Origin of the sequence: Sphingopyxis sp., from assembly GCF_035998905.1 — a bacterium.
Taxonomy (GTDB): domain Bacteria; phylum Pseudomonadota; class Alphaproteobacteria; order Sphingomonadales; family Sphingomonadaceae; genus Sphingopyxis.
Window position 1 is genome coordinate 218,143 of sequence record NZ_DASYHG010000030.1, and the last position, 22,294, is coordinate 240,436.

At 67.6% G+C, this 22,294-nt stretch carries 19 protein-coding genes; all 19 read right to left on the reverse strand.

All coding sequences use genetic code 11. From position 1 onward, the window contains the following. Window positions 1–18 precede the first annotated feature (18 nt). The 19 genes from VGN62_RS20550 to VGN62_RS20640 all read right to left on the reverse strand — a co-directional run bounded on the left by VGN62_RS20550 (window position 19) and on the right by VGN62_RS20640 (window position 22,167). Entirely contained in the window at window positions 19–666 is a 648-nt protein-coding gene (locus VGN62_RS20550; protein WP_327457451.1) for an NAD-dependent dehydratase, read from the reverse strand. After that, window positions 659–1,831, reverse strand: a complete 1,173-nt coding sequence (locus tag VGN62_RS20555) for a deoxyguanosinetriphosphate triphosphohydrolase (protein WP_327457453.1) — start codon at window positions 1,829–1,831, stop codon at window positions 659–661. Before VGN62_RS20555 ends, VGN62_RS20550 begins: the two co-directional genes overlap by 8 nt. Further along, window positions 1,828–3,696 carry an SPOR domain-containing protein gene (locus VGN62_RS20560; protein WP_327457455.1) on the reverse strand — a complete coding sequence of 623 codons (1,869 nt, stop codon included), beginning with the start codon at window positions 3,694–3,696 and terminating at the stop codon, window positions 1,828–1,830. Before VGN62_RS20560 ends, VGN62_RS20555 begins: the two co-directional genes overlap by 4 nt. A gap of 74 nt (window positions 3,697–3,770) precedes the next feature. Further along, complete coding sequence (gene ftsZ, locus VGN62_RS20565) at window positions 3,771–5,228, reverse strand: cell division protein FtsZ (RefSeq protein ID WP_327457457.1); 1,458 nt, start codon at window positions 5,226–5,228, stop codon at window positions 3,771–3,773. Between the two features lie 152 nt (window positions 5,229–5,380). Continuing rightward, a complete protein-coding gene (gene ftsA / locus VGN62_RS20570) occupies window positions 5,381–6,637 on the reverse strand; it encodes a cell division protein FtsA (protein ID WP_327457459.1) in 1,257 nt (418 codons plus the stop codon). 3 nt (window positions 6,638–6,640) lie between these two features. Then, window positions 6,641–7,579 (reverse strand): cell division protein FtsQ/DivIB, encoded by a 939-nt coding sequence (locus VGN62_RS20575; RefSeq protein ID WP_327457461.1) that lies wholly within the window; start codon window positions 7,577–7,579, stop codon window positions 6,641–6,643. Next, window positions 7,576–8,502 carry a D-alanine--D-alanine ligase gene (locus VGN62_RS20580; protein WP_327457463.1) on the reverse strand — a complete coding sequence of 309 codons (927 nt, stop codon included), beginning with the start codon at window positions 8,500–8,502 and terminating at the stop codon, window positions 7,576–7,578. Before VGN62_RS20580 ends, VGN62_RS20575 begins: the two co-directional genes overlap by 4 nt. After that, window positions 8,499–9,398 (reverse strand): UDP-N-acetylmuramate dehydrogenase, encoded by a 900-nt coding sequence (gene murB, locus VGN62_RS20585; protein WP_327457465.1) that lies wholly within the window; start codon window positions 9,396–9,398, stop codon window positions 8,499–8,501. The genes VGN62_RS20580 and murB overlap by 4 nt, the downstream gene beginning before the upstream one ends. Further along, on the reverse strand, window positions 9,395–10,825 hold the full coding sequence (gene murC, locus VGN62_RS20590; RefSeq protein ID WP_327457467.1) for a UDP-N-acetylmuramate--L-alanine ligase: 1,431 nt from the start codon (window positions 10,823–10,825) through the stop codon (window positions 9,395–9,397). Before murC ends, murB begins: the two co-directional genes overlap by 4 nt. Further along, window positions 10,825–12,009, reverse strand: coding sequence for an undecaprenyldiphospho-muramoylpentapeptide beta-N-acetylglucosaminyltransferase (gene murG, locus VGN62_RS20595; RefSeq protein WP_327457469.1), 1,185 nt, complete (start codon window positions 12,007–12,009; stop codon window positions 10,825–10,827). Before murG ends, murC begins: the two co-directional genes overlap by 1 nt. Then, on the reverse strand, window positions 12,006–13,241 hold the full coding sequence (locus tag VGN62_RS20600; protein WP_327457471.1) for a putative peptidoglycan glycosyltransferase FtsW: 1,236 nt from the start codon (window positions 13,239–13,241) through the stop codon (window positions 12,006–12,008). The genes murG and VGN62_RS20600 overlap by 4 nt, the downstream gene beginning before the upstream one ends. Continuing rightward, window positions 13,238–14,542, reverse strand: coding sequence for a UDP-N-acetylmuramoyl-L-alanine--D-glutamate ligase (murD, locus tag VGN62_RS20605; protein ID WP_327457473.1), 1,305 nt, complete (start codon window positions 14,540–14,542; stop codon window positions 13,238–13,240). Before murD ends, VGN62_RS20600 begins: the two co-directional genes overlap by 4 nt. Beyond that, a complete protein-coding gene (mraY, locus tag VGN62_RS20610; protein ID WP_327457475.1) occupies window positions 14,539–15,609 on the reverse strand; it encodes a phospho-N-acetylmuramoyl-pentapeptide-transferase in 1,071 nt (356 codons plus the stop codon). The genes murD and mraY overlap by 4 nt, the downstream gene beginning before the upstream one ends. After that, window positions 15,609–16,985 carry a UDP-N-acetylmuramoyl-tripeptide--D-alanyl-D-alanine ligase gene (locus VGN62_RS20615; protein WP_327457477.1) on the reverse strand — a complete coding sequence of 459 codons (1,377 nt, stop codon included), beginning with the start codon at window positions 16,983–16,985 and terminating at the stop codon, window positions 15,609–15,611. The genes mraY and VGN62_RS20615 overlap by 1 nt, the downstream gene beginning before the upstream one ends. After that, window positions 16,982–18,421: a UDP-N-acetylmuramoyl-L-alanyl-D-glutamate--2,6-diaminopimelate ligase gene (locus tag VGN62_RS20620; protein WP_327457480.1), complete on the reverse strand. Its 1,440-nt coding sequence runs from the start codon at window positions 18,419–18,421 to the stop codon at window positions 16,982–16,984. Before VGN62_RS20620 ends, VGN62_RS20615 begins: the two co-directional genes overlap by 4 nt. Next, entirely contained in the window at window positions 18,421–20,109 is a 1,689-nt protein-coding gene (locus VGN62_RS20625; RefSeq protein ID WP_327457482.1) for a penicillin-binding protein 2, read from the reverse strand. The genes VGN62_RS20620 and VGN62_RS20625 overlap by 1 nt, the downstream gene beginning before the upstream one ends. After that, entirely contained in the window at window positions 20,106–20,690 is a 585-nt protein-coding gene (locus tag VGN62_RS20630) for a hypothetical protein (RefSeq protein ID WP_327457485.1), read from the reverse strand. The genes VGN62_RS20625 and VGN62_RS20630 overlap by 4 nt, the downstream gene beginning before the upstream one ends. Next, window positions 20,684–21,670, reverse strand: a complete 987-nt coding sequence (rsmH, locus tag VGN62_RS20635) for a 16S rRNA (cytosine(1402)-N(4))-methyltransferase RsmH (protein WP_327457487.1) — start codon at window positions 21,668–21,670, stop codon at window positions 20,684–20,686. The genes VGN62_RS20630 and rsmH overlap by 7 nt, the downstream gene beginning before the upstream one ends. Beyond that, window positions 21,667–22,167, reverse strand: coding sequence for a division/cell wall cluster transcriptional repressor MraZ (locus VGN62_RS20640; protein ID WP_327457489.1), 501 nt, complete (start codon window positions 22,165–22,167; stop codon window positions 21,667–21,669). The genes rsmH and VGN62_RS20640 overlap by 4 nt, the downstream gene beginning before the upstream one ends. Between the last annotated feature and the right edge of the window lie 127 nt (window positions 22,168–22,294).

Consider the following 22,294-nt stretch of genomic DNA (forward strand, 5'->3'; position numbering starts at 1 on the left):
CGCTGCCCCTTTACGGAGTCAATCGGCCAGCGCGCGGATTGCGTCGTTTTCGTGGATATGCACGCCCGAACCACCCTGGCGCGCGAGCCGGGCGATCGCCGCCGCGACCGTATCGCCCGAAATCGAGCGGTAGCGGCGAAACGATCCGTGAAGCAGCGCGTCGGTCAGCGGCGCCGCGATCGTCGCCAGCCCTTCGCCCAATCGCTGCGGCCCCGGCCGGTCCCCGCGCAGCAGGCCGGGGCGGATCAGGTCGAGCCGCTCGAAGCCGAGCGCGCGCAGGCCGTCTTCGGTCTCGCCCTTGGTGCGGAGGTAGAAATTGGAGCTTTTCGCAGCTGCCCCGACCGAGCTGACCGAAATCATGTGCCGCGTGCCGCCTGCCCTGCCCCCGCGCGCCGCGGCGAGGACGAGATCATGATCGACGGCGCGAAAGGCGGCCTGAGATCCCGCCTGCCGGATCGTCGTGCCGAGGCAGGAGATGAGGACGGCTGGCTTTTCGGCGGCGATGATATCGCCCCAGCGGTCCGAAGGGGCGACCAGTTGCTTGTGCTGCGTCGCCAACCCTTCGATTTCGCGGCGCGCAAGCACGGTGACGGGATTGGAACCGAAATGTTCGATCACCGCGCGCCCGACGAGCCCCGTCGCGCCGACGATCAGCGCGTCAGGCATGCGCCAGCGCGTCGGGCACCGCGTCGCGGCCGAAGATATCCGCATAGCGGTCGATGGCGAAGCGGTCGGTCATGCCAGCGATATAATCACCGATATGGCGCACTGTCGCGCAATTTTCCTGCGGCACGCGCGCGGACCAGTCCGCACCCATCAGGCGCGGATCGTCGGCATAGGCCGCGAACAGCCGCCCGACGACCTGGTTTGCTCCCTCGGCGGCGGCGACCTGTTCGGGATGATGGTAAAGATTGGCGTACATGAAGCGCTTGAGCTCGCGCTCTTCCGCCGCGAGGCCCGCCGAAAAGCCGCCGAGCGCACGGCCGGCCGCCCGGACCTCCTCGACGCTCGCCACACCGGCATCGGCGACATGGGCCGTGGTCGCGGCGATCACGTCGTTGACCATCACGCCAATCTGATCGCGGACGAGTTCGCGCAGCAGCCGGTCGCGCGGTGCGCCCGGAAAGCGTCCCTCGACCGCGCGATAATTGGCGGCAACAAAGGGCTGTTCCATCAACTGGTCGAGGTCGAGCAGGCCCGCGCGCAGCCCGTCGTCGATATCGTGATTATCATAGGCGATATCGTCGGCGACCGCCGCGATCTGCGCCTCAAGGCTGGCATGGCTGCCGAGGTCGAGCGAAAAATCGCCGTCGATCTCGGCAAGCGCCCAGCCGGGGTTCGTCACCGGCCCGTTGTGCTTGGCGAGCCCCTCCAGCGTTTCCCAGGTCAGGTTGAGCCCGTCGAAGCGCGGATAGGGACATTCGAGCCGCGCCAATGTGCGCAGCGTATGGCCATTATGGTCGAAGCCGCCATGCGCCGCCATCGCCGCCTTCAGCGCATCCTCGCCCGCATGGCCGAAAGGCGGATGCCCGATGTCGTGCGCAAGGCACAATGCCTCGGTGAGGTCCTCGTTGAGCCCGAGCGCGCGCGCGATGCCGCGGCCGATCTGCGCAACCTCGATGCTGTGGGTCAGGCGGACGCGATAATGATCGCCGTCGGGGGCGACGAACACCTGCGTCTTGTGGCGCAGGCGGCGAAAGGCGATCGAATGGATGATGCGGTCGCGGTCGCGCTGGAACACGTCGCGCGGCCCGCGCACGACACGGCCGGGCTCGTCATGACGCCGCCCGCGGCTGCGCGCGGGATCGCTGGCACAAGCGGCAACGCTCACTTGACCGGATCGACGGACTGGCCCGCCTCGCTGTTGAAGAGGAAGCCGTCGCCGCCCGCTTTCTTGTAATCGGCAAGCCAGTCCTGCGCGGCCTTGCGATCCTTGAACGGACCGACGAGGAGGCGGCGGGTCTTGCCCCATTCGGTCGTCGCGCCCGCCTTGCCCTTGAAGACCGCAGGGCTTTTCTTTGCGAACTTTCCGAAGTCGGTCGCAAGCGCCTTCGCATTGGCGCCCGTCGCGACCTGGACCCAGATCCGCGCGGGATTGGCCTTTTTCTCGGCGGCTTCTTCCTTCGCCTTGGCGTCGGCTTCGGCTTTCAGTTTCGCTGCGGCGGCGTCCTTCTCGCGCTTCGCTGCCTCGGCGGCTTCGGCCTTGCGCTTGTCGTCGAGCAGTTTCGCCAGCGTGTCGGCACCGATCGCATTGTCGGGCCGCGCGAGTTCCTCGGCCGGGATTTCGATCGACCCCACAATGTCGGCTAGCGATGCGAGCGGGGCCGCGGCGACGGTAGCTGGGGCAGCAGAGGCAACGGTTTCAGCCGGCGGAGCGGACGGAGCGGCCGCAATCGTGACGGGCGACGGCGCGGGGGTCGAGACAGCGGCGGACGAGCGGCCCATGTCGGCGATCGAAAAGCCCGGGCCGACCGGCCCCTTGTTCGCGTCGACGGCAGCGCCAATCGGTTCGGGCGCGGCCGGAACCGCAGCGACAGGCGCAGGAGCGGGAACAGGAACCGGCGTGCCGGGCTGCGGCGCAGTCGGCGGAGGCGATGCCGCCGTCGTGCGTATCGTCTGTCGGAACGGCGACTGCAGGACCGGCGGGCCTGCCGCTGCCCACCCCGGCGGGGTCGATGTCGCGGCGGCCGGTGCAACCGCGCTCGGCGCCGCAGCGGGCGGCCGCGTCACCGGTGCCGGGTCGGGTTTGCGCGTCGCGGGTGTGGGTGTGGGTGTGGGTGCGGGCGTCGCCCAAGCGATCACTTGCCGCTTGCCGCTCGCCGCCGGGCGCTTGCCGGTCTCGGCGGGCGGAGGGGGCGGCGGCACGGCGGCGGCGACCTGCACCGGCTTGCGTTTAGGGCCGAGCTGCCCGTTCGGGAAGCGACCGAAATGCGCCGCGGCGGCCTGCTGCGCCGGATTGAGCCGGTCCATCTGGGTCAGATAAGGCAGGATATTCTGCGCCATTGCGGGCGGCATCGTCGCGTTGACGATCTCGGTCGCCTCGCCATCGCGCCCGTTCATCGCGAGGATCATCGCACGCAGCCGCCATGCGCTGCGATCCTGCGCGCGGAGCTGCGGCGTCAGCATCGCGATCGCGCGGTCGGCGTCGCCGCTGATCCCGAGCGACAGCGCGTAACGCCGCGTCAGTTCGTCATTGGGGGAAATCGACAAGGCGAGCTGATAGTCACGCTGCGCCGCGTCCTGCTGGCCGAGCAGGTCGCGTGCGAGGCCGCGGTCGGCGAGGAACAGTCGCTCGGAGGCGCCGAGCAATTGCGCTTCGCCGAAATAATCGAGCGCGCGTGTCGGATTTTCCATATGGACCATCGCCGATCCCAGCGCGGCCTTGACCGCGCCGTCGCGCGGGTTCGCCTGTTCGGCACGAACGAGGAAACCCACCGCGGCGCGATAATCCTCCAGGTCGATCGACGCGCGGCCCGCATCGAGCAGCGCGGAGGTGTCGCTGTTGTTCGACGCGATCCGCGCGAGCGACGACGACAGCAAGGTGCGCGCCGCCGTCCGCTTTTGCATCGCGGCTTTCGTCGCCGCGTCGGGCGGCGTCACCTGCATCGCCTGTACGGGCGCCAGTCCGGTGCCCGAGAGCAACAGCGCGCCGAGCGCGCAGGCCATATATCGCGCGCGCGCCGGCTTCGCCGTCATTTTCACTTGCCGCATGGGCAAATCATCCCGATTCCCGGCCTGCCGTGCCCGGCGGGCGGCCGCCCGATACCCTGTTACTGGTTGTTCTGACGCCCGAGGAAGCGCGGGATATCGACCCCGTCTTCCTTGCCGCCGTCATCGCTTTCGGGCGCCGATGCGCCCCGCGACAGCCGCGACATGCGTTCGAACAGGGTGCCGCCGCCAACCGACCGTGCCGGCGATTCGTCTGCCGGTGCAGGTTCCGCAGCGGGAGCCGAGCGATAATCGGCAACCGGTGCTTCGGGCGCACCGAGCACGAGTTCGTCGGCCGTATCGTCATAGGTCGCGGCGACCTGCGACAATTCCATCGGCTCTTCCTCGGCAACCGGAGCCTCGGGCTCGGGCGTATCACCGAGCGAGAAGCCGGGAGCCGGATCATGGCTTTCGGGTGCCGGCGCTGCGACGAAAGGCTCTTCTTCGGCCACGGGTGCGACAACCTCTTCGGCCACCGGCGCGGGCGCTGCCGCACGCGCGGGGGCGAAGGAGAAGCTGCGCGCCGCGGGCGATGCCGGTGCTGCCGCTTCGCCGCTGCCGTCGATGCCGGTGGCGACCACCGACACGCGGATCTTGCCGTCGAGATTGTCGTTGAAGGCGCTGCCCCAGATGATGTTGGCGTCGGGATCGACCAGCTCGCGAATGTGGTTCGCGGCCTCGTCGACTTCCATCAGGCGCATGTCCTCGCCGCCGGTGATCGAGATGATGACGCCCTTCGCGCCCGCCATCGACACGCCGTCGAGCAGCGGGTTGGCGATGGCTTTCTGGGCAGCTTCGAGTGCACGGCCGTCGCCTTCGGCTTCGCCGGTGCCCATCATCGCCTTGCCCATTTCGCGCATCACGCTGCGCACGTCGGCGAAGTCGAGGTTGATGAGGCCGGGCATGACCATCAGGTCGGTAATGCCGCGCACGCCCTGCTGGAGCACTTCGTCGGCCATCGTGAACGCTTCCTTGAAGGTCGTGTTCGGGTTGGCGACGAGGAAGAGATTCTGGTTCGGGATGACGATCAGCGTGTCGACATGGTCCTGCAGCTCGGCGATACCGGCTTCGGCCGAGCGCATCCGGCGGTTGCCTTCGAAGGTGAAGGGCTTGGTCACGACGCCGACGGTCAGGATGCCGCGGTCGCGCGCCGCCTTGGCGATCACCGGCGCCGCACCGGTGCCGGTGCCGCCGCCCATGCCGGCCGCGACGAAGCACATATGCGCGCCGTTCAGCGCCTCTTCGACCTGTGCGATGCTTTCCTCGGCGGCGGCGCGGCCGACCTCGGGCCGCGAACCCGCGCCCAGCCCCTGGGTGATCTGCGTCCCCAGCTGGATGCGCCGTTCGGCCGGCGAAGCGTTCAGCGCCTGCGCGTCGGTGTTCGCGACGACGAAATCGACGCCCTCGACGCGTGCCGCGATCATGTTTGCGATGGCATTGCCGCCCGCGCCGCCGACGCCGATCACCGCGATGCGCGGCTTCAGCTCGTCGACCTGCGGCGGGCCAATATTGATGCTCATCAAATAGTCTCCCTGCAGCGGCGGACAGGTGCCGCTTCCCCAACCTTGCGACCCGACCGGGCGGTAGTCCGTCCGCCCGGTTTTCTGCATCCGCATTGCACTATTGTGACGTGGGAATCACCCAAAAAATTAACCTTTTCGTCGCGTGTCATTCAAAAACTGCTCTTCAGAGCCGCCATGAGGCGGTGGAGGATCGAAGTCCCCGCCGGCTTGTACACATCCTGTGCCATCATCGGCAGGTCGCGAAGGTCGACGGGGTCAGACGCGGCGTAGAGAACCAGACCTGCGAGCGTCGCGAAAGCGGGGCCGCTATGCGCATCGGGCAGGCCGTGCAAGCCGCGCGGCCGCCCGACGCGCGCGGCGCGGCCGAGCGCGACCTGCGTGTAGTCGGCGATCCCTTTCAGGTCGGCGCCGCCGCCGACGAGCACGACCTGGCGCCCGATCGGGCCGACGAAATGCAGGTCCTTCAGCGTCCGGCCGATCTCCCCCATCATCGCGTCGAGCCGCTGGCGGATCACCGACACGAGCTGCGCGCGGGTAATGCGCGGGGAATCGCCGTTCGTCGGCGCGCCGGGTTCGAGTTCGATGATCTCGTTATTGTCGCGCGGGCTGGCGGACGCCGAGCCATAGAAGCTCTGGAGCCGCTGCGCCTGGCTGCGGCGGATGCCGAAGGCCGAGGCGATGTCGTCGGTGATATCGCTCGCGCCGAAGGGCAGCGATGCCATCTCGACGAGCATACCGCCGGCATAGAGCGAAACGGTGGTGACCGCCGCGCCGAGTTCGACGAGCGCGACGCCGAGGTCGCGCTCCTCGTCGGAAAGACAGGCCAGCCCCGCCGCGATCGGCGAGGCGACGACCGCGTTGACGTCGAGATGCGCCTGCCGCACCGCGGCCTCGAGGTTCCGTACCGGCGCGCCGTCGGCCATGATGATGTGGATATCGACGCCGAGCCGGTCGGCGTGGAGCCCGATGGGGTTCTTCACCCCGTTGAGCCCGTCGAGCGTGTAGAGCGCGGGCTGCGCGTGGAGGATCATGCGGCCTTCGGGATCGATGCCGGCGCGGCCCGCGGCGAGCAGGTCGTCGACATCTTCCTTTTCGATCCGGTGCCCGCCAAGCTCGCTTTCGATCGGCGCGACGTCGCTGATCAGGCCGCCTGCCGAAAAGGCAACCCAGACGTCGTCGATATTGAGCCCCGCGATCCGCTCGGCCTGCTCGATCGCCTCGCGCACGATATGTTCGGTCTGCTCCATGTCGGCGACATAGCCGCGCTGGACGCCGCGGCTTTCGCGCTGGCCGGTGCCGAGCACATGGAGCTGGCCGTCGGCGGTCTGCCCGGCAATCAGCGCGCACACCTTCCACGACCCGACATCGAGCGCGGTGATGATCTTTTCGATGCGCGGCGGCGCCATGGCTTAGCCCTTCTCCGCCGAGGCTTCGGCGACCGCGTCGACCGCGGCGCGGGCATCGTCGAGCTTCGCGGGCGCCACCTGCCCTTCGTGCGGCAGGCGCAGGACGAAGCGTGCGGGATCGCGCATATCGAAGCGCAATATGCCGCGGCCGAGCAAGCGGTTGGCGCCGTCCATATGCGCGAATTTGGCGAGCGCGGCCTTCGCCTCGGCCTCGCCTTCGGGAAGCGACAGCGTCTCGCCGCTGCGGAAGCGGAGGTCCCAGCGGCGATTGCCGACCCACGTCGCGCCCGCGAGCAATTCCTTGAGGCTGCTCGCCTCGGTCAGTAGCCGGTCGAGGTCCTGCGAACGCTGGTTCGCCTTCGGCCCGATGACGAGCGGCAGGTCGGGCATCGTCGCGACGGTGACGGGTTCGAGCACGACGCCCTTTTCGTCGATCAGCGACAGGCGGTTGTTGTGCTGCCAGATCGCCGCCGGGGTGCGCTCGACGATATCGACAACGAGCGTGTCGGGCAGGCGGCGCGACACGCGCGCATCCTTGATCCAGCCGTAGCGCATCAGGTCGCCGCGCACGTCCTCGAGGTCGACCGCCGCCATCGAGCGATCCTTCTGCGCGAGCGCGATGTCATAGACCTTCAGCCGGTCGATGCGGTCGGCGCCGACGACCTCGACCTTCTTGACCTGGAACCCCGCGCGGCCGACTGCCTGCGCATATTCCTCATGCACCTTGGCAGTCACGCCGGTCGCGTGCGCGGCAATCCCGGCGACCGCGAACAGGCTGAGCCCGATCGTCCAGTTCGCAAGCCTTTGCAACCGCTGCGGGCTGATCGGCAGCGCGTTGATGATCGCGTTGACGCGCGATGTCTTGATCGTCTTGCGTTTCTTCGGCGCGCGCGCGGGCCGCCGCGGCGGCGCCTTGGCGCGCTTGATCTTCGTGCTGCTCATGACAACGCTTCCCCCACGATGCGTTCGACGAGTTCGGCATAATCCATGCCGACGGCGCGCCCCTGTTCGGGCACGAGGCTAAGCTGTGTCATCCCCGGCTGCGTATTCACTTCCAGCAGGAAGATGCCCGTCAGGCCATGTTCGTCGTCCCAGCGGAAATCCGAGCGCGAGGCGCCCTTGCAGCCGAGCAGGCGGTGCGCCTGAAGCGCCAGATCCTTCATCCGCTGCGCCACGTCATCGGGTACATCGGCGGGGCAGACATGTTCGGTCAGTCCATCGGTATATTTGGCATCATAGTCGTAGAAGCCCGACTTGACGCGCAGTTCGGTGACGGCAAGCGCCTGATCGCCGAGCACCGCGACGGTGAGTTCGCGCCCCTTGATGAAGGGTTCGGCGAGCAGCCGGTCGAATTCCTGCCACGGCCCCACCGCCTCGCGCGCGATCGGGTTGCCGTAATTGCTGTCGTCCTTGACGATCGCGACCCCGACCGACGAGCCCTCGTTGACGGGTTTCAGCACATAGGGACGCGGCAAGGGGTCGATGGAAAAGAGGCTTTCGCTGTCGACCATGGTCCCCGTCGGCATGGGGATACCATGCGGCACGAGCGCCTGCTTCGTCAATTCCTTGTCGATCGCGATGACCGAGGTGACGAGGCCGCTGTGCGTGTATTTGAGGCCCATCAGGTCGAGCATGCCCTGCACCGTCCCGTCCTCGCCCGGGACGCCGTGGAGCGCATTGAACACGACGTCGGGTTTCGCTTCGGCCAGCCGCAGCGCGACGTCGCGGTCCATGTCGATGCGCGTGACCTTGTGCCCACGCGACTCCAGCGCGTCGGCAACGCCGTTGCCGCTCATCAGCGACACTTCGCGCTCGGCGGACCAGCCGCCCATCAGGACGGCAACATGCCAAGGACCCCGGCTCACTTCGCCACTCCCACGCGCTGAATCTCCCATTGCAGTTCGATGCCGCTCTTGTCCTTGACCCGGCGGCGGACTTCCTCGCCGAGCGCCTCGATATCGGCGCTCGTCGCCTCACCGGTGTTGATGACGAAATTGGTGTGCTTTTCGCTGACCTGCGCGCCGCCGACCGCAAAGCCGCGGCATCCGGCTTCGTCGACGAGTTGCCAAGCCTTGTGTCCGTCGGGGTTCTTGAAGGTCGAACCGCCGGTCTTCGAACGCAGCGGCTGCGACGCCTCGCGGCTCGCCGAGATGCGGTCCATTTCGGCCTGGATGGCGGCAGGTTCGCCAAGGCGACCACGGAAGGTCGCGCCGGTCACGACCGCGCCTTCGGGCAATTCGCTGTGACGATAGGTGTAGCCGAGGTCCGCGAGCGGCAGCGTCTTGCGCTCGCCCGAACGCAGCACGACGTCGCAGTCGATGAGGATATCCTTGACCTCGCCGCCATAGGCGCCGCCGTTCATGCGAACGAAGCCGCCGACGGTGCCGGGAATCGAGCGCAGGAATTCCATGCCCGCGATGCCCGCGTCGCGCGCGGTCGAGGAAACGAGAATGCCCGACGCGCCGCCGCCGCAGCGCAGCGTCGTCGCATCGATCGCTTCAACTTTCGCAAAGGCCTTGCCGAGCCGGACGACGACACCCGGAAAACCGCCGTCGCGGACGATCAGGTTCGATCCGAGACCGAGCGCCATCACGGGAACCGAAGGATCGAGGTCGCGAAGGAAATCGGCAAGGTCGTCGGCGTCCTTCGGCTCGAACAGCCAGTCGGCGGGGCCGCCCGACTTGAACCAGACGAGCGGCGCCAGCGGCGCCTTCGCCGTCAGCTTGCCGCGCACGGCCGGGAGGGTATCGGCAGCGCTCATGCCGCCTCGACCGCCGCCGCGAGGCCCGCCGCCATCTTGGTGATGTCGCCCGCGCCGAGGCAGATGATCATGTCGCCCGCGCCGAGGTCGCCCGCGGCGATGCTCGCCGCGATGGCCGAAGCGAGCCCGCCAGCATCAGCAACGACATTCGCCTGGCGATGCCCGCGATCGCGCAGGCCTTCGACCAGCGCGTCCGACGACACGCCGTCGATCGGCGCTTCGCCTGCGGCATAGACGGGCAGCGCGAGCACGATATCCGCGTCGTTAAACGCCTGCTGGAAATCGTCCATGTGATCGCGGAGGCGCGTGTAGCGGTGCGGCTGCACGACGCCGACGACGCGTCCCGCGCCGACACCTTCGCGCGCCGCCGACAGCACGGCGCGGATCTCGACCGGATGGTGCGCATAATCGTCGATCACGGTGACGACGCCCTCACCCGCCGCAATCTCGCCGACCCTGGTGAAGCGGCGCTTGACCCCGGCAAAGCCGTGGAAGCCCGACACGATCTTGTCGTCGCTGACCCCCATGTGCAGCGCCACCGCAATCGCCGCGAGCGAGTTCTGGACATTGTGACGGCCCGACATCGGCAGGTGGATACCCTCGATCGTCCGGCTGTTCCCGTCGCGGTCGCGCACGACGACATCGAAGCGGTTGCCGTCAGGGCCGGGCGTCACATTGGTGCCGCGCACATCCGCTTGGGCCGAAAAGCCATAGGTCACGATGCGGCGGTCGCGGATGCGCGGGATGATCGCCTGCACCTCGGGATGGTCGAGGCAGAGCATGGCCGCGCCATAGAAGGGCACATTTTCGATGAACTCGACGAACGCGTCCTTGATCGCGTCGAAGCTGCCATAATGATCGAGATGTTCGGGATCGATATTGGTGACGACCGCGATCGTCCCGTCGAGGCGCAGGAAACTGCCGTCGCTCTCGTCGGCCTCGACGACCATCCAGTCCGACGCGCCGAGCCGCGCGTTCGACCCGTAATTGTTGATGATGCCGCCGTTGATCACGGTCGGGTCGATCCCGCCCGCGTCGAGCAGCGCCGCGACGAGACTGGTCGTCGTCGTCTTGCCATGCGTGCCCGCGATCGCGACGGTCGATTTGAGCCGCATCAGCTCGGCGAGCATTTCGGCGCGGCGGACGAGCGGAATGCGCTGCGCGAGCGCGGCCTCGACCTCGGGATTGCCGCGCTTGACCGCGGTCGAGGTGACGACGACGGCGACGCCATCGACGTTCGACGCCTCATGCCCGATCGCGACCTTGATCCCGCGTTTGCGCAGACCCTCGATGACATAGCCATCGGCGATGTCGCTGCCCTGCACCTGATAGCCGAGGTTGTGCATCACCTCGGCGATACCCGACATGCCGATGCCGCCGATGCCGATGAAGTGGATGGTGCCGATATCGGTCGCAACGCCGCGCATCAGCGATCTCCTGCGCGGGTAGCGGCGACGCCGCCGGCGACCGCAGCCGAACGCGACGATGCGCCGACGCGGATCACGTCCATCATCGGCGGCGCCGCGAGCGATTCGACGAGGTCGGCGAGGTCGCGCGTCGCATCGGGAAGCCCGCAGCTCGCCGCGCGCTCGGCAGCGGTTTCGAGCGCACCGGGTTCGAGCGCCATGCGCTGGATATGCTTCGCCACCTCGGCGGGGGTGAAGTCGGGTTGCTGGAACGCGATCGCCCCGCCCGCTTCGACAAGGTCGACGACATTATAGGTCTGGTGGTTGTCCATCGCGCTTGGATAGGGAACGAAGATCGCGGGGCGCCCCGCGCAGGCCAGTTCGGCGACGGTCGACGCCCCCGCGCGCGCGATGACCATATGCGCCCAGCGGAGCCGTTCGGGAAAATCCTTGATATAGGGCGCGCATTCGGTGGCGACGCCGAGCTCGGCATATTTGGCGCGCACCGCCTCCAGATCGTCCTCGCGGCACTGCTGCACGACCTGCAGCCGGTCGAGCAGCGCGCGCGGCAGCATCGCAATGGCCGCGGGCACGACTTCGCTCAGCACCGTCGCGCCAAGGCTGCCCCCGACGACGAGCAGGCGGAAGATGCCGTCTTCGGGCAACGGCGGGAAGCCGTCCTCGCGGATCGCAACGATCTCGTCGCGCACCGGGTTGCCGGTGATATGCTTCTTCAGCTCATGACCTTCGGGGTAGCGCTGGATATTATGGTAGGCGACCGCGACCGCATCGACGCGCGGCGCCATCATCCGGTTGACGCGGCCGAGCACGGCATTTTGTTCGTGGAGCACGCGCGGACGCTTCGTCGCGCCCGCGGCGAGCAGGCTGGGAAGCGACGGATAGCCGCCAAAACCGACAACGACGGCGGGATCGAACTCGCGGATCAGGTCGATCGCCATGCGGCGTCCCTTGCGGATCGCCAGCGCGGCCTTGAGCCAGCCAACCGGTCCGCCCGACACCCGCCCTGCCGGAAGCACGTGCGTTTCGAGTTCGGCGGGAGCCCCCGGAATCTTCAGCCCGCGGTCGTCGCTGACCAGCGCAACACGGTGTCCGCGCGCGATCAGTTCGCCCGCGAGGGCATAAGCGGGCAGCATATGTCCCCCCGTCCCGCCGGCGGCGAGAAGGAAGTGGCGTGTTGCGGTCATTTCTTGTTCCAGTTTCGGGTCATCGATACCCGAGCCGCATAGGGGTTCCGGCGGGTCAGCGACAAGAGCAAACCCATGCCAATCGACAAAGCGATGAACGACGAACCGCCATAGCTGATGAACGGCAGCGTCATCCCCTTCGACGGGAAGATTTGCGTGTTCACCGCCATGTTGATCACCGCCTGTCCGCCGAACTGCGCGACGAGCCCCGCGACGGCGAGGATCAGGAAGCTGTCTTCCTCGTCGAGCAGGCGGACGAGGACGCGGACGATGATCGCGAGATAGAGGATCGCGATCGCGATGCACGCGATCATCCCGAATTCCTCGCCGATGACCGAGAAGATATAGTCGGTGTGCGCTTCGGGAAGCTGGAATTTGGCGAGGCCGGCGCCGGGGCCGGTGCCGATCAGTCCCCCGGCCGTCAGCGTCGCATGCGCCTTGTCGACCTGGAAGCTGTCACCCTCGGCGAACAGCCAGATGTTGATACGCTGCTGCGCGACCGGATAGAAGAAATAGGCGAGGATGATCCCGACGACACCCGCGCCCGCGAGCATCCCCATGATCCGCATCGACAGGCCGGCGACGAGCACGAGCACGAACCAGGTCGCGGCGAAGATGATCGTCTGCCCGAGGTCGGGCTGCCCCATCAGCAGCAGCGCGATGACGCCTGTCAAAGCGGCGGCGAGCGGGACGACGGGCAGGCTCTGGTCGTGCAGCCGCAGCGACAGGATCCACGCGAGCGACACCGCGAAGAAGGGTTTGAGGAATTCCGACGGCTGGAGCCGGAAAACGCCGCTGCCGATCCAGCGCTGTGCACCGTTCACCGACGTGCCGATCAGCGGCACGAGGAAGAGCAGGACGAGGAAGGTGATGGTGCCGTAAATCGCGAAACGCCGCGCCTGCGGCTTGGGCAGCATCGACACCGCGAGCATCACCGGCACGCCGACCATCACCCACATCAGCTGGCGATAGAAATAATAGAGCGGATCGAGCGACGCGGTCGAGGTCGAGAGTTTCTGCGCGGCGACGGGCGATGCCGCGGCGACGGCAACGAGCCCGATCGCGACGAGGATCGACACGAGGAGCAGCAGAACGCGGTCGATTTCCCAGAACCACAGCCCGAGCGGCGTGCGGTCGGCGCGGCTGAGGCGCGGGCCGCGGCGCTTTGTCGTACGCGTCGTCGTGGCGATCACCGGCCTTTCGGTCGCGTCCATATTGTCCCCCCCGCTCATGCCCCGAGCGCCTGTACCGCGGCGCGAAACGCGTCGCCGCGCTGCTCATAGTCCTTGAACTGGTCGAACGAGGCGCACGCCGGTGACAGCAGCACGATATCGCCGGGTTTCGCCGCCGCCGCCGCCTGTTTCACCGCGGTCGCCATATCCCCCGAGCGCTCGACCGGGATCGCATCGCCGATCTCGGCCGCGAAGGTCTCCATCGCCTCGCCGATCAGATAGGCGCGTTTGACGTGGCCGAACCACGGATGGCACGCCGCCAGTCCGTCGCCCTTGGCCTTGCCGCCAGCGATCCAGTGAAGACGCTGGTCCGGCGCCGGCGGGAAAGCCGCCAGCGCCGGTGCAGCGGAAGCCGCGTTGGTAGCCTTGCTGTCGTTGAACCAGCTGACCCCCCCGACTTCGCCGACCAATTCCATGCGATGCGGCAGCGACTTGTACGTCGCGAGCCCCCGCTCGATCTGTTCGTCATCCAGCCCCAGCACACGGCACACGGCAATCGCGCAGACGGCGTTCTGCGCGTTGTGCGGCCCTTGCAGCGCCGGCCAGCGGATCTGATCGACCGGATCGATATCCTTCGCCGACACGCGGTGCAGGCGATGGTTGATCCGGCTCGCGATCATCTTCGACGGATCGTCGTCGACCGCGACGATCGCGACCTGATCACGATGCTGGAGCCCGAAGAGCCGCGCCTTCGATGCCGTATAGCCCGCGAAGCCGTCGTAGCGGTCGAGGTGATCGGGGCTGAGGTTGGTGAGCACCGCGATATCGCAGGCGAGGCTGTGCGACAGGTCGATCTGGTAGCTCGACAGTTCGAGGACATAGACCCCGCCTTCGGGGAGCGGCTCGCGGCTGAGGATCGGCAGGCCGATATTGCCGCCCATCAGCACCGGTACGCCCGCGCTCTCCAGCATATGCGCGATGAGCGCGGTGACGGTCGACTTGCCGTTGGTGCCGGTGATACCGACCACCTTGTGCGGCGGCAGCTCGCCCTGCGCCTCGGCGAAAAGTTCGACGTCGCCGATCACGGGCACATGCGCCTCGCGCGCGTGCGCGGCGATCGGGTGGCGGTTGAGCGGCACGCCGGGCGACACGACGACGCCGGCAAAGCCGATGAGATCGATGTCGAGCGGGTTCCCGATGTCAGCGCCCAATGCCATCGCATCGTCGCGCGCTTCCTCGCGGTCGTCCCACGCGGTGACGCCGGCGCCGCTGGCGATCAGCGCCTCGACGGTCGCGAGACCCGAGCGCGCCAGTCCCAGCACCGCATAGCGGCGGCCGGCAAAGACGCGCGAGGTGATCACCGGAGTTTCAAGGTCGCGAGCCCTGCGAGCGCGAGGACGATCGAGACGATCCAGAAGCGGATGACGACGGTGGATTCGGGCCAGCCCAATTGTTCGAAATGATGGTGGATCGGCGCCATGCGGAACACGCGCTTGCCCGTGCGCTTGTACCAGAAGACCTGGATGATCACCGACAGTGCTTCGACCACGAACAGCCCGCCGACGAGGACGAGGACGAGTTCATGCTGCGCGGTGACGGCGATCGTCGCGAGCGCGCCGCCGAGCGCGAGGCTGCCCGTGTCGCCCATGAAGACCGCCGCGGGGGGCGCGTTGAACCACAGGAAGGCAAGGCAGGCGCCGATGATCGCGGCGGCAAAGACCGCAAGCTCGCCCGCGCCGGGGACGTGCGGGATGCCGAGATAGCCCGCGAACTTCACGTTACCCGACAGATAGACGATGACGAGGAAGGTCAGGCTGGCGATGATCACCGGGAAGGTCGCGAGCCCGTCGAGCCCGTCGGTCAGGTTCACCGCATTGCCGAAACCGACGATCAGCACCATCGCAAAGACATAATAGAACGGCCCGAGCGGGATCACGATGCCGCTGAAGAAGGGCAGATAGAGGTCGGTGCCGGTGCGCGAGACGATCAGCAGCACCGCGACCGCGGCGATCACGAACTCGATCAGCAGGCGCACACGCCCCGGAATCCCGCGATGGCTGGCCTTGGTCACCTTGTCGAGGTCGTCGAGGAAGCCGACCACGGCGAACCCGCCGGTCACGAACAGGCACGCCCAGACGAAGCGGTTCGACAGGTCCATCCACAGGAGCGCGGAGATCATCAGCGAAATCAGGATCATAAGCCCGCCCATCGTCGGCGTGCCCTTTTTGGCGAGGTGGCTTTGCGGACCATCGTCGCGGATCGGCTGCCCCTTCCCCTGCCGCATCCGCAGCATCAGGATGAAGCGCGGGCCGATCCACAGCCCGATGATCAGCGCGGTCGCAACCGCCGCCCCCGAGCGGAAGCTCAGGTAGCGAATGAGGTTGAGAGCCCCCGGAAAGCCAAGCCATTCCGCCAGCCAGTAAAGCATCAATAATCCCCGTTGGTCAGCGCCGTCACGACATGCGACAGGCCGACGCTGTTCGACCCCTTCACCAGCACGGCGTCGCCGGCGCGGATCAGGTGTTTGAGCCGCGCGGTCGCGGCAGAGTGGGCGGCCACATGCTCGAAATCGATGCGGCCCTCAAGCGCTTTGGCGAGCGGCGCCATCTCTTCGCCGACAAGCAGGGCGAATTGCACTCCCGCCGCGACGAGCGGAGCCGCGAGACCCGCGTGATACGCCTCTCCGCCGGGACCCAGTTCCTTCATCGCACCGAGAATCGCCACTTTGCGGTCGGCGGATTCGGTACCGAACTGGCCGATCGTCGCCGCCATCGAGGCGGGATTCGCGTTATAGCTTTCGTCGATGACGAGGATGTGGCCGCCCGGCACGTCGACGCGGTGTCGCGCGCCGCGCCCGGTGAGCCCGCCCATTTCGGCAAAGGCGAGACCCGCCGCCGGGAGGTCGCCGCCGACCGCCTTCACCGCCGCGAGCACCGCGAGCGAGTTCGCCACCCAATGCGCGCCCGCCTGCGCGATAGTGAAGCAGAGGAGCGAGTCCTGCACCTGCGCGGTGACGAGCGAGCCGCCCTTCCCGTCCGAAAGCCAGTCAACCGCGCGCACGTCGGCGCCTTCGCCCAGCCCGAAACTGACGACATGGGCAGCGTGCTGCTCCGCCTTGGCGCGCAGCCGGGCGTAATGCGGGCTGTCGAACGGCACAATCGCGGTACCGCCGGGCTCGAGTCCCTCGAATATCTCGCCCTTCGCGTCGGCAATCGCCTCTTCGCCGCTGAAAAATTCCATATGCGCGGGGGCAATCGTCGTGACGATGGCAACGTGCGGACGCACCATCCGCGTCAGGTCGGCGAGTTCGCCCGCGTGGTTCATCCCCATTTCGAAGACGCCGAAGTCGGCGGTCGAGGGCATGCGTGCAAGGCTCAATGGCACGCCGACATGATTGTTATAGCTTTTGACCGAGCGATGCGCCTTGCCGGGGCGGAAGCGATCGAGCGCGGCGAACAGCGCCTCCTTGGTTCCCGTCTTGCCCGCCGAGCCGGTGACGCCGATGATCCGGCCATGGCTGCGCGCGCGCGACGCGATGCCGAGCGCATTCAGCGCCGCAGCGCTGTCGGCGACACGGACATGCGGGTGGTCGATCGCGGTTTCGCAGACGATGCCAGCGGCGCCCGCGGCAATCGCCTTGTCGATAAAAGCATGGCCATCGGCGACCTCGCCCTTCATCGCGATGAAGAGGTCGCCCTTCGTCACCTCGCGCGAATCGAAGGCGACGCCGTGGACGGTGAAATCGGCGCTCGCGGCTCCGCCCGTGGCCGATGCGATCGCGCGCGCGATCCAGAGCGGGTTCATGCCGCCTCCTCGCGCGCAACCATCACATCGTCGAACGGGATGACGCGCATATCATCGCCGCGCCCGACAATCTGGCCCTGTTCATGACCCTTGCCCGCGATGCAGATGATATCGTCGGCGCGTGCCTCGGCAATCGCGGCGGCGATCGCGGCGCGGCGGTCGCCGATGACCTGCGCACCCGGCGCGGCGGCGGCGATAGCCGCACGGATGACGGCAGGATCTTCGCCGCGCGGATTGTCGTCGGTGATGATCAGCACCTCGGCCTTCGCAGCCGCCGCCTTGCCCATTTCGGGGCGCTTCGCTTGGTCGCGATCGCCGCCGGCGCCGAAAACGAGGATCAGGCGGCCGGTCGCGTGCGGGCGAAGCGCGTCGAGCGCCGCCTCGATCGCGTCGGGGGTGTGCGCATAATCGACATAGATGGGGGCGCCGTTTTTGGTGATCGCGGCGCGTTCGAGCCGTCCGCGCACCGGCTGGAGCCGCGCGAGATTGCCAAGCGTCTGCACAACGTCACCGCCCGTCGCGACAACGAGTCCGGCCGACACGAGCGCGTTCGCGACCTGATAGGCCCCGATCAGCGGCAGCTCGACCTTTTGGGTGAGTTCGCCCGCCGCGATCACGAGCGACTGGCCGAGCTGGGTCGGCTCGCGCGAGACGAGGCGGAGCGTTTCGCCGCCTGCGCCCACGGTCAGCAGCCGGACGCCGCGCGCCTTCGCCGCGTCGATCACGGCGGGCGAATATTCGTCGTCGGCCCATACCACCGCCGAACCGCCGGGCTCGACGACTTCGGAGAAGAGGCGGAGCTTCGCGGCCAGATAGGCGTCCATCGTGCCGTGATAGTCGAGATGGTCGTGGCTGAGGTTGGTGAAGGCCGCCGCCTTCACCGGTAGCCCTTCGGTGCGATATTGGTCGAGGCCGTGGCTCGACGCCTCGAAGGCCGCGTGCGTCACGCCCTCGGCGGCGAGGCCCGACATGTTCGACAGGAAGGTGACGATGTCGGGCGTGGTGAGGCCCGTCGAGGCGCTTTCGAGCGACGTCGTGATGCCGAGCGTGCCGATCGAGGCGGCGTTGAAGCCAGCCATGCGCCAGAGCTGGCGCGTCATCTCGACGGTCGAGGTCTTGCCGTTCGTGCCGGTGACGGCGACGCAGGTCGCGGGAAAGCGGTGGAAGAAGCGCGCGGCGATATGCGCGAAGGCGCGGCGCGGATTGGCATCGGCGACATGCACCGCGCCCTCCACCTTCGCTTCGGGGCGCGCGACGATCGCTACCGCGCCCGCCTCGATCGCCGCAGCGATAAAATCCTCACCGTTGAACTTTTCGCCGACGAAGGCGCCGAAAATCGTTCCGGGCGCAACTTTGCGATGATCGATCGCGAGCCCCGTCACGACGGGATCGCTGCCCTCCAGTCCCTGATCGTCGAGCAGCGCGGCGAGACGCATCAGTTCGCTTCCTCGCCCTTCCGCACGAGCGGAATCAGTTCGGAGACATCGACGTCGCGGCTTTCGTCGGGGAAGACGCCGAGCATCGGACCCGCGCGGGTGACGACCTTGCGCACCACGGGCGCCGCGGTCCAGCCGGCGGTACGCTGGCCCGAGCTGTACGCATTGCCCTTGGGTTCGTCGATCATCACGAGAACGATGTAGCGCGGATTGTCCATCGGGAAAGCCGCAGCGAAGGTCGAGACGAGCGAATGACGCCGATAGCCGCCCGCCCCCGGCTTTTCGGCCGACCCGGTCTTGCCGCCGACGCGGAAGCCCGGCGCGTCGGCCTGTTTGCCGGTGCCGTCCGAAACGATGAGGCGAAGGAGCTGACGCATCCGCGCGCTGGTCGCCGCCTTGAACACGCGTCGCCCCTGCGGCGGCGCCTTGTCACCGAGCTTCATCAGCGTCGCGGGGCGATAGATGCCGCCGTTGACGAGCGCGGCATAGGCGCTGGCGAGGTGCATCGGGGTCACCGCGATACCATGGCCATAGCTGGTCGTCATCGTCGTCAGCCGCCCCCAATCGCGCGGCCAGAGCGGGAAGGCGCGTTCCTTGAGGTCGATCTGCGGACGCTTGTCGAAATCGAGATTGCGGAAGAGCCGCTCCATATTCTCGCGGCCGAGTTCGTCGGCGATGCGCGCGGTCGCGATGTTCGAGCTCTGGATCAGCGTTTCGGGGACATTGTACCAGCGCCCCGGATGGCTGTCGCGGATACGGAAGCCCGCGATCGCGAGCGGTGCCGACGCATCGTAGCGGCGTGCCATGTTCGTCACCACGCCATCGTCGATCGCGGCGGCGATCGACAGCGGCTTGAAGGTCGAACCGAGCTCGTAGAGATTATAGGTCACGGCGTTGCGGCGCGTCGCCGGGTCGCTGCCCGTCAGCTTGTTCGGGTTGAAAGTCGGTAGCGAGGTCATCGCGGCGACCTCGCCCGTGTGGACGTCGAGGATGACGCCCGCTCCGCCGATCGCCTCGAGATTGGCGACCGCCGCGCTCAATTCGCTTTCGAGCACGCCCTGCACGCGCGCGTCGATCGACAGCGCGAGCGGCTCGCCGCGCGTCGCCTTGTCGATCAGCCGCTGGTCGAGCGCGCCCTCGACGCCGGTGACGCCATGTCCCTCGGCATTGGTGAAGCCGAGCACATGCGCGGCAAGGGTGAGCTGCGGATAGAGCCGCTCCTTCTCGCGCGGGAAATCGAAACCGACGTCGCCGATCGCGTTCACCGCCGCGACCTGGTCGGGTAGCGCGCGGCGGCGAATATAGGTCGGGCGCGAACCGCTGACCTTTGCCAGCAGCTCCTCGCGCGGCGTATCGGGGAAAATCTTGGCCAGCTCGTCGGCCAGATATTGCCGGTTGTTGAGCAGCTTCGAGGGCACGACACGGATCGAATAACCGTCGATGGTGCGCGCGAGCGGCACCCCGTTGCGGTCAACGATATCGGCGCGCGCCGGAACGAAGGCGGTCGCCGCGCCCCGGTTCGACGAGGTGTCGAACAGCGCGAAATAGACGAGACGCACCGAAACGAGGAAAAAGGCCGCCCCGAACAAAAGCATCAGGATCATCAAACGCTGCTGCGCGGTCAGCAGGATCTGCTGCCGCACACCAGCGGTACGAACCCGGGTCGGACGGACGACCAGCGTGTTCATCGGCCGGACTTTCCTCCCGCCGCCTCGGCCGCGGCCGCGCGCTTGAGATCGGCGAGCGTCGATTCGGCGAGCAGTTGGTCTTCGATCATCTTGAGCTGTTCGCGCCGGCGCGTCGGCGCCATCCGCGGTGGCGTATCGCTGCGGATATCGGCCTGCGCGATCACGATGGGCTTGGCCGCCGCCGCTTTCGGTTCGACCGCCGCCTTGACCGGCGCCGGGGTACCGACGGGCGAGACCATCGCCATCAGCACCGGCGCAACCTCGTTGGCGCCGCGCGCGCGCGGCAGCCGGTCGAGCGACGCGAGCTGGCGTTCGTTCGACAGATACTGGCCGGCATCGGGCGCCGAATAGCCGAAGGTGTCGGCATTCCACTGTTCGAGCTGGCGCATCGAGGCGCGCACCGCGAGTTCGGATTCGAGATAGCGGATATTGTCGCGCGTCCGGTCGATCTGCCGTTCGATGCGCGTCAATTCGCTGCGCGTCGCCGCAACCTTGAGCGACACGGGGTAAAGCATCATCGCGAAGATGAGCACGAGCAGGACCAGGCCGATCCCCTGGAGCTTGCGGGCCGCCATCAGCATGACATTGCCTCCTTCATCGTCGAATGGGCCGGAGCAGCGGTCCGGATCGCGCTACGCAGTGTTGCCGAGCGGGCGCGCGGGTTGCGTGCCTCTTCGGCCTTGCCCGGGCGCACCTTGCGCGCCGGGGTTTCGAAGGTTGCGGCCCGCGCCAGAGGAGTCGTCGGCGCGGGCCGGTGACGCGAACCCGCGGCATCGCCACCGCTGCGTTCGCGCAGGAAATTCTTCACGATCCGGTCCTCAGTGCTGTGAAAGCTGACAACCGCAAGCCGGCCGCCGGGGCGGAGCAGCCGCTCGGCGGCGTTGAGCCCCGCGACGAGTTCGTCGAGCTCGCCGTTGATGTGGATACGGATCGCCTGAAAGCTCTTCGTCGAGGGATCCTTGGGCGCGCCGGGCGGATGGCGCAGCGCCTTGCGGATCACCGTGGCCAGTTCGCCGGTCCGGGTCAGCGGGCGCGCCGCGACGATCGCACGCGCGACGCGGCGCGACTGGCGTTCATCGCCATAATGGAAGAGCACGTCGGCGATCTCGGTCTCGTCGGCGCGGTTCAACCAGTCGGCGGCGCTTTCGCCCTCCTGCGCCATGCGCATATCGAGCGGACCATCCTTCTGGAACGAGAAGCCGCGCTCGCCCTGATCGAGCTGCATCGACGAGACGCCGATGTCGAAGGTGATGCCGTCGACCGCATCGATCCCGCGCTCGGCGAGCAGCCGGTCGATTTCGCCGAAGCGGCCGTGGACCAGCGTGAGCTTGCCGCCGGCTTCTTCGACGAGCGCCTGTCCGCCGGCAATCGCATCGGGATCGCGGTCGCAGGCGATGACATCGGCACCCGCGGCGAGCATCGCGCGCGTGTACCCGCCGGCGCCGAAGGTCGCATCGACGTGACGTTCTCCGGGAAGGATGGCGAGCGCGGCGATGACTTCTTCACGGAGGACCGGATCGTGACGGGGATCCCGAGGAAGTTCGGGGGGAAGGTCGGTCACTTTCGCCCCTTCCCTTTCGTGGCATCCCACGACGCCGCGAGACGCTGGAGGACCGGGTCGGCCTCGGCGCATTCGGCCAGGGTCGGCAGCCACCAGATTTCGAGGCGGCGGCCCGACCCCACAAAAGCCGTCGCGCCGGCATCGCCGACGCGGTCGCGGTGGATGAAACTGGGCAGGAAGCGGCCGCTGTCGTCGAGCGTATAGGGCTCGGTGTAGCTGAAGCGCTTCTTGAATTCGGCGTCCTCGTCGAAGTCGAGGTTGCGCAGCCGCGCGGTTTCGCGGTCGCGTTCGATCTCGCCGTTCAGCCGGTCATACTGATCCTGGCCATAGGCGACGAGGCAGGGCAGCTTCTCGTGGAAACCGACCCAAAGCACACGCTGGCCGTCCGCAGTGAGGGGCACATTGTTGCGGAACTGAGAGGGGACGGCGATGCGCCCCTTGCCATCGATCGCGGCGAAATTGGTGCCCGCATACTGGCCGGGCGTCACAATCGCCATCGCTCTGCCCCCCGTATTCGCGCCACCGGGCAAAACTTCCCCGCCCCCGGAATCGCGGGATTCCAGCTGGTTCGGCACGGGTGGAGATTGCCCCTCTCCGATTCCTGACTATCAACTATAGATCGGG